The 12126-nt window shown below is 69.0% G+C and carries 11 protein-coding genes; 4 read left to right on the top strand and 7 right to left on the bottom strand.

Annotated features, from left to right (window positions below; translation table 11 throughout):
* Positions 1–68: 68 nt before the first annotated feature.
* Positions 69–893, bottom strand: coding sequence for an MBL fold metallo-hydrolase (locus QU603_RS01535; RefSeq protein ID WP_308492744.1), 825 nt, complete (start codon positions 891–893; stop codon positions 69–71).
* 227 nt (positions 894–1120) lie between these two features.
* Here QU603_RS01535 and QU603_RS01530 point away from each other — a divergent pair, with 227 nt between their 5' ends.
* The gene (locus QU603_RS01530) at positions 1121–2689 is read left to right on the top strand and encodes an HNH endonuclease signature motif containing protein (protein ID WP_308492743.1); all 1569 of its coding nucleotides are present in this window, start codon (positions 1121–1123) and stop codon (positions 2687–2689) included.
* Between the two features lie 21 nt (positions 2690–2710).
* Here the strand turns inward: QU603_RS01530 and QU603_RS01525 are convergent, their stop codons facing one another.
* The 3 genes from QU603_RS01525 to QU603_RS01515 form a co-directional block, all read right to left on the bottom strand.
* Positions 2711–3658, bottom strand: coding sequence for a diacylglycerol/lipid kinase family protein (locus QU603_RS01525; protein WP_308492742.1), 948 nt, complete (start codon positions 3656–3658; stop codon positions 2711–2713).
* A gap of 115 nt (positions 3659–3773) precedes the next feature.
* Complete coding sequence (locus tag QU603_RS01520; RefSeq protein WP_308492741.1) at positions 3774–5951, bottom strand: bifunctional polysaccharide deacetylase/glycosyltransferase family 2 protein; 2178 nt, start codon at positions 5949–5951, stop codon at positions 3774–3776.
* Entirely contained in the window at positions 5948–6460 is a 513-nt protein-coding gene (locus QU603_RS01515; RefSeq protein WP_308492740.1) for a hypothetical protein, read from the bottom strand. Before QU603_RS01515 ends, QU603_RS01520 begins: the two co-directional genes overlap by 4 nt.
* Before the next feature lie 139 nt (positions 6461–6599).
* Here QU603_RS01515 and QU603_RS01510 point away from each other — a divergent pair, with 139 nt between their 5' ends.
* Positions 6600–7355: a phosphatase PAP2 family protein gene (locus QU603_RS01510; protein WP_308492739.1), complete on the top strand. Its 756-nt coding sequence runs from the start codon at positions 6600–6602 to the stop codon at positions 7353–7355.
* A 52-nt stretch (positions 7356–7407) separates the two neighbouring features.
* Positions 7408–8439: a tocopherol cyclase family protein gene (locus tag QU603_RS01505; RefSeq protein ID WP_308492738.1), complete on the top strand. Its 1032-nt coding sequence runs from the start codon at positions 7408–7410 to the stop codon at positions 8437–8439.
* Here the strand turns inward: QU603_RS01505 and QU603_RS01500 are convergent.
* The 3 genes from QU603_RS01500 to QU603_RS01490 all read right to left on the bottom strand — a co-directional run bounded on the left by QU603_RS01500 (position 8436) and on the right by QU603_RS01490 (position 10912).
* Entirely contained in the window at positions 8436–9056 is a 621-nt protein-coding gene (locus tag QU603_RS01500) for a vitamin K epoxide reductase family protein (protein WP_308492737.1), read from the bottom strand. The two genes, QU603_RS01505 and QU603_RS01500, sit on opposite strands and share 4 nt — an antisense overlap.
* A gap of 67 nt (positions 9057–9123) precedes the next feature.
* Positions 9124–9642 (bottom strand): MaoC/PaaZ C-terminal domain-containing protein, encoded by a 519-nt coding sequence (locus QU603_RS01495; protein ID WP_308492736.1) that lies wholly within the window; start codon positions 9640–9642, stop codon positions 9124–9126.
* Between the two features lie 250 nt (positions 9643–9892).
* Positions 9893–10912 (bottom strand): LLM class flavin-dependent oxidoreductase, encoded by a 1020-nt coding sequence (locus tag QU603_RS01490; RefSeq protein WP_308492735.1) that lies wholly within the window; start codon positions 10910–10912, stop codon positions 9893–9895.
* 100 nt (positions 10913–11012) lie between these two features.
* Here QU603_RS01490 and QU603_RS01485 point away from each other — a divergent pair, with 100 nt between their 5' ends.
* Complete coding sequence (locus QU603_RS01485) at positions 11013–11897, top strand: alpha/beta hydrolase (protein WP_308492734.1); 885 nt, start codon at positions 11013–11015, stop codon at positions 11895–11897.
* Positions 11898–12126: the final 229 nt, after the last annotated feature.

The following is a 12126-nucleotide window of genomic DNA, read 5'->3' as shown; positions in this document are numbered from 1 at the left end:
GGGGCGAGCGGAAGTGGGATGCCGCGGCCGGCCCATCGCCATGCCGGGGCGCGGCATCCCACCCCTCCCTATGTCAGATCGTCGTGATCGCCGCGCACCCACGCGATGTAGCGATCCGCTGAGGAACGCACGACCGCCGCCGCGTCATCCGGAACGCACCGTCCGAAGTTGTTGTAGAGACGGTCGAACCGCAGCGTCGACGCACGCGACACGACCCGTTCGACGGTCGCCGCCGACAGCGGCAGCATGTTCGGGTAGCTGCGCAGGAACGAGACCCATCGGCCGTTCGGGTTCGGAAAGATCGCGTCGCCCGCCAGCAGCACGCCCCGGCCACCGGCGCCGTCGCTCCACAGCGCAGCGGTGCTGCCGGGGAAGTGGCCGCCCAGCGTGTGCAGCGAGAGCCCCGGCGCGACCTCGAGCGTTCCGGTGAAGTGCTGGATCACGGCATCCGGCCGCTGCACCCAGGCCGCATCGGCCTCGTTGACGAACACCGGTACGTCGCCCAGCGCGCGTGACCAGGAGACCTGCGCACCGTACATGTGCGGATGGCTGGCCGCGATGCCGAGCACTGGTCCGAAGGAGAGCACCCGTGCAGCGGCCTCGTCGTCCACGTACCCGATCGGATCGAACATCAGGTTTCCCGCGGGGGTCTGCACGAGCATGCACTGCTGGCCTATGCCCACCGACGGTGTGCTCGTGATCGCCACCAGGCCCGGTTCGACCTCGTGCAACTCCACACGAACGCCGGCGGCGCGCAGGTCGCCGAACGTCGTCCACTTCTGGCCACTGCGCGGCACCCACTGCCGTTCGTCGGCGCAGATCGCGCACTCCGTCGGCGGTTCGGCGGTGTCGGGATGTTCCACCGCGCAGGTCGCACAGATCCATAGGGTCATGGATCGACCTTAGAACGCGGCACGATGCCGGCGGCGGTTGCTGATCTCATGCTCGATGATATAGACGAATGTCGAGTGCTTCTAGGCATCGATCGTTCTGAGGGCTGTGGTCTAGCCCACACGCCGTGAATCAGTCGCACCATGGAACGCAACTTCTCTTGACTATGGGTACAGATATTCGATAGTATTGGTGGTATCGATCATCCGGGAGGGAGCCGCTCATGTCAATGCTGATGGACGCCGGCTTGTCTCCGGTGCTGGTGGAGTTGGATGAGTTGGTGGGTGATCTGACCGCGTCGCGGGAGCGGGCGGCGCGGATGTTCGCGGCGGAGATGTTCTTCTTCGAACAGGTCGCCGGGATCGTCGAACGCCGGGAGGCGGAGCGTGCCGCGGTCCATGAGGGGGCGATCACCCGGTCTTCGCAGTTGGGGATGCGGGAGGTGTTCGCCGAGATCGGTGCCGCGCTCAAGCTCAGCGAATGGCAGGTCGCGCGGAAAGTGTCCTCGGCGTGGACGTTGATGCACCAGTTCCATGAGACCCTGTGCGACGCGAGCTGCGGGGTCTTCTCCGGGGAGCACGCGATGCTGATCGCCGACGCCGGTGCGGTGATCGAGAACGCGACGATCCGGGCGGAGTTCGAGCGGATCGCGCGGGAGCTGGCGGCCGAGCTGACGCCGGGGCAGTTGAAGGCGGCCCTGGCCGGGCTGGTGCAGCGCCTGGACCCGGAAGGCTGCGAGAGGCGGGTGCGGGACGCGGTGGCACGCCGGAAGGTCACCGCCCGGGAGATCGAGCCGGGTCTGACCCGGATCACCGCGGATGTGCCCACCACCCAGGGTGCGGGCATCATCGACCGGATCCGGGCGATGGCCACCGAACTGCACGACCAGAACACCACCGCCAAGGCCGATGCCGAAGCCGCCGCTGCTGACGTTGCGGCGCAGAAGGCCGCGGCGGAGAAGGCCGTGGCGGAGAAGGCCGTGGCGGAGAAGGCCGCGGCGGACGCCGCGGCCACGGCTGACGCTGCGGCCAAGGCTGATGGCGCCGAAGCTGCGGGCGCCGGTACTACCGAAGCCGCCGCCAGCGAAGCCAGCGTCGATGGCGAGGATGTGGATGCGGATGCTGTGGTGTTCGATGAGCGCACGCACACGCAGATCATGGCCGACGTGTTCTGCGACCTGCTGCTGACCGGGAACACGCACGGGCACGGCACCACCGACGCGGGCAGAGACGCGGTCAACAGCATCGTCCCGACCGTGCACGTGACGATCCCTGCCGCCACCCTTGCCGGGGCCACGGTCGGCGGGGCCGCGGTGGACGGGTTCGGACCCATCGATACCGACACCGCCCGACACCTTGCCGGGCTCGCGAAAACATGGGTGCGGGTGTTCACCGACCCGTGCTCCGGCATCCCGATCAGCGTGGACCGGTACCGACCCAGTAAGACACAGAAACTGTTCCTGCAGGTCCGGGACCGGCACTGCCGGTTCCCCGGCTGCCGCCGCCCCGCCCAAACCTGCGATATCGACCACACCATCCCGTACGCGCAGGGCGGGCCGACGTGCCTGTGCAACCTGGAACACTTCTGCAAGAGGCATCACACCGTCAAACACGACACCGACTGGTCGGTCGAGCAACTCCCCGGTGGGATCCTCCGGTTCACCGCCCCCACCCGACGCGTCCACACCACCAGACCACCCGGGACCGTCAGATTCACCCCGGTACAGCTGATCGACCCTGACCCGCACCTGAAACACCAGTTCGCACAACAACTCGCCGACAACCCCGCACCCTACTGACCGACGTCGTTCGACCGGCGATCAGCAGATGCGAACGGCGCCGCGCTGCACAGTGATGTCCACATTCGTGGTCTCGCCGACGTCTTCGCCGTCGATCTCGAACACGCGCGGCTCGGTCAGTGCCAACCTCAGCGTGGTGACCCGCCGGTGAGCGACGGTGTCGCTGCTCTCGGCACGTCCGCCCGGCGCGATGAGGCGTTTGACGCCGTTGTCCCACACCATCGTGCGCAGCGTGTCGATCCATCCGGCAGCACCGTCGGCACTGAGCAGCAGCATGTCGAGTTCTCCGTCAGACGGATCAGCATCCGGCAGCAGCACCATGCCTCCCTGCAGAGTGCCGCAGTTGCCGACCAGCACCGTGTGCGCACGCTCGGTGCGCGCCGGCTCGCCGTCGGCCGCGATCTTCACGTCGATGACCTCGCTCGCCGACACGGCGCGTCCCAGTGACTCGACATAGGCGAGCCATCCCGCCTTGTCTTTCAGATCGTCGTCGGTCTCGACGATCATGTGCGCATCGACTCCGAAACCGGCCATCACCGCGAACGCATCGCGACGCGTGCCTTCCTGCAGCGCGATCTCAGCCCACCCGAGGTCGATCGGTCGGGCATCAGCGGCGAGCACCCGCGCGAAGGCGGCGGGCAGATCACCGAGCGGCACGTCGAGGTTGCGCGCGAGCAGGTTGCCCGTGCCGAGCGGAATGATCCCCAGCACCGGCGCATCCGTCTTCTGCGCCACCTGCTCAGCGACCGCCCGCACGGTCCCGTCACCACCGGCGGCGGCGATCACCTCGGCACCGGCATCCATCGCTGCCGCCGCAGCGCCCTGCCCCGGGTCGTCCTCGGTGGTCTCCCACCACGAGACCCGCGCAGGAGCCGCACCAGTCGCAGAGGCCTCTTGCAGCGCCTGCTCGAGGTCGGCTCGTTCGGTCTTGGACGGATTCCAAACGATCGCCAGATGCTCCGTGCCCATGGTGCCCCCCCTGCGCAATGATCAGGGCCTCCATTCTTACCCGTAACCGCGCCGAAACGGCCGCACCTCGTGGATGCACCGAGCCACAGGCCCGAAGGCAGCCTCGGTCCGAACGCTACCGAGGCGTCGAGGCCAGCGCGTGGTCGGACTGCGGTACCCGCAGCGAGCCGTACCGTTCCATGCGGTGCCACCGCAGACGCGTGCCCACGATCGCCGTGAAGACGGACTGGATCACGACCAGATACATCAGCTGGCGGTAGACGAACTGCTGCAGGGGCAGCACCCACAGCGCACGCATCGATTCGCGATCCAAGGCAAGGGCATAGGCGGCCATCACCATCTGCAGCGCGAGGAATCCGAGCCACACTCCGGCGATGCGCACCGGGTCGAGGAAGATCAGGCCGTACACGGCGAACAGATCCACGACCGGCGCGAACAGGGGCAGCAGCACCTGCAGCACGAGAAGGTAGCCCAGTCCGCGTCGGCCGAGCTTGCCGGCCCGCCCGCCCTGCACCACCGCGCCGCGATGCTTCCACATCGCCTGCAGCGTGCCGTAGCACCAGCGGTAGCGCTGGCGCCACAGGGCGCCCAGCGTCTGGGGCGCCTCGGTCCACGCGCGCGCGTCGTCCTCGTAGACGATGCGCCAGTCCGCGCGGGCGAGCGCCATGGTCAGATCCGTGTCTTCGGCGAGGGTGTCCCCGCTGACTCCGCCCACCTGCGCAAGCGCAGAGCGACGGAACGCGCCGATCGCGCCCGGTACGGTCGGCATGCACTGGGCGACGTCGAACATCCGTCGATCCAGGTTGAACCCGACGACGTACTCGATGTGCTGCCAGCCGCCGAGCACTCCGCGCCGGTTGGCGACCTTCGTGTTGCCCGAGACGGCGCCCACGGCGGGAACGTCGAAGGGCCGGATGAGCCGTTCGACGGTCTCGGGCTCGAACACGGTGTCGCCGTCGACCATCACGACCAGCTCGTGCCCGGCCGCACGCAGGCCGGCGTTCAGCGCCGCCGGCTTGCCGGCGTTGCGCTGGCGGATGACGCTCACCTGCGACAGCCCGAGAGCCTCCACGCGCGCCGCGGTGTCATCGGTCGACCCGTCGTCGACGACGATGATCTGCACCGGGTGGGTCGAAGCGGCGATCGAGCGCACGGCAGCCTCGATGCCGGCCGCCTCGTTGTAGGCGGGGACGATCACCGTGACCGGCTCGCGGGCTGCGGCATCCGGCCTTCGTCTGCGCGGCTGACGACGCGTACGACGAGCCGCCCGTGCGTGATGCACGGCGGTGGTCATCACCAGCACCACCCGCACGAGCATGATGACCCCGCTGATCAGCAGCGCCCACGCCAGCACGCCGACCAGCACCTCGCTCACGCGCACAGCCGACAGGAACGCGCCCGAGGTCACGCGGTCCACGACCGTGGCCGGGCGCATCGTGTCGGAGATGCCGACCGCGTCGCTGACCGTCGTGACACGGCGGCCCTCATGGGCCCACGTCGAGAGCATGGCATCGAGCGCGGAGACCGTCTCGGAGCGGTCGCCGCCACCGTCGTGCATGAGCACCACAGCGCCGTGCGCACCGCCCTTGCGCAGTTTCGCCTCGATCGCCGAGACCCCGGGGCGCTGCCAGTCCTCGCTGTCGAGCGTCGAGAGCACGGTGAGATATCCGTCGGCCGCGGCCGACTCGATCGCGCTCCACGAGGCCGGGGTGACGGCGTCGTTGGTCGAGCTGTACGGCGGGCGCAGCAGCGACGTGGTCCGCCCGGTCGCCGCAATGACCGCCTGTTGGGCGCCCTGCAGCTCGGCGGTGCGCTGCCAGTTCGGCACCTGCCCGAGATCGGTGTGCGTCAGGGTGTGGATGCCGATCTCGTTGCCGTCCGCGACGATGGTGCGCACCAGGTCAGGGTGTTCGAGCACCTCGCTGCCGACGACGAAGAACGTCGCATGCACACCGTGTCGACGCAGCACGTCGAGGATCTTCGGCGTCCAGGTCGGATCGGGTCCGTCATCGAAGGTCAGCGCGATCGTGCCTGACTTCGGCCCGCTCGTGGCTACCTGCCCGGCGCGGGCATCGATCACCGGGCCGCCGTGGGCGACGGCCGCCGGCACGACTCCGGCCCCAGACGCGGAGACGACGCCGTCATCGGTGACCCCGCCGTGATGGTGGAGGTACCCCTGCAGCGCGAGCGCCGCGGCGATCACGAGCAGCACTCCGGCCAGCACGATCCAGTGCGCCCGGGTGCGCCTGTGCGCGGCGTGCGCGTGCGCCCTGTGCCGTCGCTGCGACGTCACGGGCGTGCCGGCGGGGTGGGCTGGTTCGTCCTGCCGGGGGCGCTGCTGCTCTTGCCGTGCAGCAGTCCGGAGCTGCCGGGCGCCGTGGCCTGCGGCGAGGGGGTGGATGCCGGTGCCGGCGTGGCCGATGTCTTCGGCGTGGCTGCCGGGTCAGGTATGGCCTGCGACGCCGGTGACGTCCGGGATGCCGGCGTCTCGGAGGGCACTCGCGTGGCAGGCGACGTCGGGCTCGGCGCGGTGGCGACATCGGTCGGCGTGGATGACGGAACGGCGACCTTGTCAGCGGCCACCGGCGGCTGCGGCAGGAAGGGCGCATTGATCGACGGACCGCCCACGAGCGCGCTGATCAGCAGGGCGGCGTAGGCAACCGCGACGATGATCACGACGATGGCGACGATCCGCACACCGCGCAGACGACGGCCGCTCGCGTCGAGGAACACCGGCGTTGCGGCATCCGAGCGAGCGGCGAACGCGCGCAGGCTGCGTCGGGTAGGCAGTGTCTCGGGCATGTCGGCTCTGGTACGGATTTTACCGGCGCATTCTGAGCGGATGTCTGAGAGTCCCCTCACGCAGCGCCCGGCAGGTTCCAAGGCATCCAGGAGTAACTTCTCGTTGGCGACCCATCACCCACGACGACCGGAGCACAGAATGACCAGCATCCACGGCCCGGCGGCTCCGGACCCGCGCACGCGACTGGCCCGACTGCCTCAGCTGCAGCACTGGCTGATGGTGAGTCTGATCGGCACTCTCGCGCTGCTGCTGCTGGGCTTCTCGGCAAAGCTGCTGCCGCATGTTCTGTCGATCGAACTGGCACTGGACGAGTCGCTCACCGACCACCAGCTGCCCGTGCTGAATGCGATCGGCATCGGGCTGTCGACGATCTTCTCGCCGCCGGGAGCGGTGGTGATCCTGGCACTGTCCTTCTGCTTCCTGCTGTTCGTGCGGCGCGCACCCGTCAACGCGTTCGCGTTCACCGGCTTGGCCGCGTTCTGCTGGCTCAGCTCCGAGATCTTCAAGATCATCGTCGCCGAACCACGGCCGAACGGCGCGCTGCTGGATCATCCGCTGCTCGCCGAGGTCGGCAACAACAGCTTCCCCAGCGGCCACACCACGTTCATCGCGTCATTCGCCATCGCGTGCTACCTGCTGGCCCGCGGCACCCGGTGGCAGCGGACCACGGCGATCGCCGGAATCGTCGCGGTCGTCATCATGGGCACCGCCCGCCTCTATGTCAGCGGGCACTACCTGACCGACGTGATCGGTTCGGTGATCCTCGCGTCGACGGCCGCAGTGTTCTTCACCGGCTTGTGGAACCTCATCGGCCTCGACATCCTCAACCGCCTGCCCTGGATCGACCGCCTCGGCCCGATCCCACCGGTGGCGCGGCCGCGCGTCGCACACTGAACGTCGCGCACTGAACGTCGCATACTGAACCCCGGGGTGATAGACAACGCGTATGGGCCTGCGCGCGTGGTATCGCTCGACCGGGGCGGATCTGCCGTTCCAGAGTCCGCTGCCCGCGCACCCCGGCGTCGCGATGGAAGGCTACTTCTGGCGGATCAGCGACCCGGGGTCGGGCCGGGTGCTGATCGCCCTGAACGGCGTCAACCGCGGCCCGCGCGGCCCGTGGGCGACGCTGGGTCTCGCGGCGCACCCGGGCGGGTTCCTGCGCGTCGCCGCGCACCCGGACGCCCGGGCCGACGCACGAGCCATGGGCGCGCATGCCGGCGAGGCGTTCTCCGCTGACGACCGGCGCGTGCGCGTGGATCTGGGTGAAGACGCACGACTGGACGTCACGATCGCCGACCCGCTTGTGTGGCCGCACCGGGCCTTCGGCGGGTCGAGCCTCTTCCAGACCGTGCCGGCGCTCAACCAATATTGGCACCCGTGGCTGCTGGGCGGTCGCGTCGAGGGGACGGCGACCCTCGGCGATCAGAGCTGGCAGCTGCACGACGCGCAGATCTACGCCGAGAAGAACTGGGGTCGCGAGGGGTTTCCCGACGCCTGGTGGTGGGGCCAGGCCCAAGGATTCGCCGAACGTGGCGCGTGCGTGGCGTTCGCCGGCGGGCAGGTGCACTCCGGTCCGATCCGCACCGAGGTGACGGGCCTGGTCGTGCGCCTGCCCGATGGGCGCGTCGTTCGTCTGGGAAACCCGGGCATCAGCCCCGTGCGCGCCGAGATCACCGACGAGCGCTGGGTGCTGCACGGTCGCGGCCATGGCTGGACGATCGAGGTGGATGCCGCGGCCCCGCGCGCAGCTTCGCACGTGCTGCCGGTGCCGCCGCCGTCGCAAGAGCGCAACACGGCCGGCGCCCTGGAGCACTTGGCCGGCACGCTCGAGGTGACCGTGCGCCGCCGCGGACGGCTCGTGTGGTCGGGCCTGTCCGCGCTCGCCGGGCTCGAGCACGGCGGGCTCGAGCGCGCACGCGCCGAGCTGCTGCGACGCGGTGCCGACCCGTCGGCCACGCATGCGCCGCCGACGATCTAGAAGAAGTACCCCAGCACGTCCAGCCGCAGCTGCGCGGCGAGGAAGATGACCAGGTAGTCCAGCGCCACGATCGGCACGATCCACGTGGCGATGAACGTGCCGGCTCTGAGCGGCACAGTCCCCCATACGCCCGCGCGCAGCGTCCACCCCGCGACGGACCAGAAGAACGGGATGGTCATGAGCCAGATGACCATGCACCACGGGCAGAGCGTGCCGTAGACGAAGACGCTGTTATAGGCGAACACGTGCACGAGCACGAATCCGGCGAGCCCGAACAGCGCGAACGTGCGCCAGTACCAGGCCCGCATCCCTGCGGGCGCGGCCAATGCGCCGACGCCCGCGAACACCGGTCCGAGAAACAGCACCATCCCGATGATGGCATTGGTGAACCCCAGCAGGTTTCCCAACGGCGAAAGCAGGTTGGGACCACACGTGATGAACGGGCTGAAGTCGCACGAGAAGCGGGGAGGGGCGTCGGTGAGCTGGCCGACGTACTCCAGATAGATCAGGAACGACACTGCCCAGGCGATCACGCCGGCCACGATCCAGAAGATCGCCATGCCCGCGCGCGGACGGAACAGTCCCGGTGAGACCGGCACAGGGTGGGTACTGCTCATGTGCCCCAGGCTACGGACTGCGGCGGGGTGCGGCGGGCGGAAGGGCCGTGTATAACTCGCGCGGGGCTCAGTTCTGGGCCGGACGCCGGCTCTCGCGCTGAGGTGGGCGCGCCCAGGCGATGAGCTGGGCGGTGGTGCGTTGGCGCACTTCGCCGCGCTGGTTGACCGTCTGGTGCGACACGACCACCCGCGCGCGGTTCGAGCGCGACGTCGACCACGTGCGGTCGCCGACCACGATCTCGAGGTGCAACCGGTCACCGGGAAGCGTCGGCGAGGGCCAGACGAGCTCGCCGCCACCGCCGACGATGCCGGTCGCGACGGGGAAGGCTTCGACGAGCAGCCGCGTCGTCACCGCGGCCGTGTACCAGCCGCTGGCCACGAGCCCGTCGAAGAATGTGCCGACGGCCGCGTCCGCATCAAGGTGGAACGGCTGCGGATCGAACTGCCGAGCGAACTCGATGATGCCGGCCTCGGTGATCGGATATTCGCGCGATGTGAAGGTCAGCCCAGGTGTCAGGTCGTCGGCCCACAGACCGTCCGGCCTGGTCGGCGCCGGCGTGTCATTTTCGATGCGTTCGTCATTCACGTCATCCACCCTTCACCGCTGCCGTCTCGAACTCGAGCGTAAGGCACGCGAGTTCATCGCGCGCAGAACGTGCGCGCCGCATCATTTGATCGCGCCCGCGAACAGCCCGCGGACCAGGTACCGCTGCGCGATGAAGGCGAAGCAGAGCGGGATGATGACCGAGATCACGGTGACGGGATGATGCCGACCGCGACCAGCCCAGGAGCGTGGAGGGGCAGCACCACAGAGAACAGGGTTCGCGCTTCCGCTCTCAGCCGGCGACGCGCTCGAGGACAGCCGGGATGACCTGCGTGTCGAAGAGGTCGATCGAGGTCAGCGCGTCGGCAACGGAGAGGGACCCCCAGCTGAACGCGCCGGCCACGTAGTTCACGCCGGTCGCTTCGACGACGTGCGCGACCTGCGCGGTCACGTCGTCCGGCGAGCCCACGAAGAACAGGTGATCGGCCACCAGCTGGCGCAGGTCGGGCTGCGGGGGCTGGTCCACGCCATGCTGTCGCCACAGCCACGTGAAGTTGTCGTAGTGGTCGGCGAATGCGGCCTCGGCCCGGTCCCATGCCTGCGCCTCGGTGGCCGCCACGCACACGTGCCGCAGCACCCCGAACCGCGGATCCCTGCCGTTCGAGGCCAGGCCCGCTCGGGTGTCGAAGTAGATGTCCCTGCGCTCGCGGATGACATCCACCCCGGGCGAGCGGAACGCGAACCCGAAGATCGTGTTCTGGCCGTTCAGCGCTGCCTGGCGGATCGAGTCAGGATTGGATGTCGGGTACCAGGTCGTGAACGCACTCTGCACGGGCCGGATGCTGAGCGGGAACGCCTCGCCGGCCTCATTGCTGTAGACGCCGGTCTTCAGCGCCTCGATCACCCGCGGCAGCGATGCCTCGTAGCGCTCCCGCATCTGATCGGCCGTAAGCCCGAACATGCGCGCCTCGATCGGCGATGACCCCTTGCCGATGCCGAGCTCGAGCCGGCCGTGCGAGAGCTGGTCGATCATCGCGATCTCCTCCACGAGCCGCAAGGGCTCATACAGGGGGACGACGAAAGTCATCGGCGCGAGCCGGATGCGCTGCGTCTGCCGGGCGACCGCCGCCGCGAACAGCCCGGGCGACGCCGCCAGACCGAGCGTCGCACCGTGGTGCTCGGCGATGTGATAGCGCTCGAATCGCCCACGATCCGCGCGCTGCGCGACCGCGATCCTGTCGTCATACGTGTCGGCGATGCTGCGCCCCTTCGCGACATCCACCCAGTCGAACACACCGAATTCGAGATCCATTGCACCGGCTCCTTCGCCCTTTGCCCGCCCCTCAGTCTGCCGCACTCGCCGTCCCGAGACCCAGCGTCGTCGCGTATCGTCGAAGGCGTTGGAGGTACGCATGGCAGAATCTCTCGCGCAGCACCGGAATGCGCTGCTGGCGCTCGGGACCGCGCTCGTCCCGGAGATGGTCGAGGGCACGATCGCCCTCACAGCCCCAGACATCGACCCGGCGATCTACCACGGCGTCGAGACCGTCAAGGATCTCAGCTATGGCCCCCACATGCGCAACGTCCTCGACGTGTACAAGCGGACGGATGCTGCCGGTTCCCGGCCCGTGCTGGTCTACGTCCACGGCGGCGCGTTCGTGCGTGGGGCGAAGGATTCCGACCAGACACCCTACTTCGCGAACCTCGGCGCATGGGCTGCGCAGCAGGGGTGGGTCGCCGTCGTCATCAACTATCGGCTCGCCCCGGAGTTCGGCTACCCGTCGGGCGCGCAGGATGTCGCGGCCGCGATCACGTGGACTGTGGACAACATCGCCGCACACGGCGGGGATCCGTCGCGGATCTTCTTGGCGGGCCAGTCCGCAGGGGCCATGCACATCGCCGACTATGTGGTCGGGCACGGCGGCTACGGCCCGCATGGACGGGCGCTGGCCGGCGCCATCCTGGTGTCGTGCCTGTACGACGTCTCGCGGGCGTCGCACCAAGACACCCACCGCGCGTATTGGGGCGAGGACACCGCCGGCTGGGCCGAATTCGCGACACTGCCGGGACTGCTCGAGACCGACCTGCCGCTGCTGCTGACGGTGGCCGAGTTCGACGAACCGGAGTTCCAGGACCACGCCGCGCAATTCGTCACGGCCTGGCATGCGCGGCACGGCACGTACGCGCCGATGCATCGCCTCTACGGACAGAACCACCTCACCCCGGTGTATGCCATCGGCTCGCGCTGGGACGTGCTCGGCCCCCTGCTCACCGGGTTCATCGAGGTCAACAGCTGACCGCGCACCAGATTCGATCGACTCGACCGCGGCAGAGCAAGGGCGTTGCCAGCCGTCATCCTCGCCGACCGCAACTGCACACGAGGTTTCCCGGCGCGAGTGGACGGCGCTCGAACTCGCCGCGACGCCCCTCACCGAGGGCGGCGACCGTTCGGGTCGGGTGCGGCGGCGAGCAGGAATTCCCCGCTCATATGCACATCGACCTCCTGCCAGAAGCGCAGGGCCACGG

This window comes from Microbacterium terrisoli, assembly GCF_030866805.1.
Classification (GTDB): domain Bacteria; phylum Actinomycetota; class Actinomycetes; order Actinomycetales; family Microbacteriaceae; genus Microbacterium; species Microbacterium terrisoli.
Note: the sequence above shows the minus strand (reverse complement) of the source record. Positions and strands in the feature narration are given on the sequence as shown.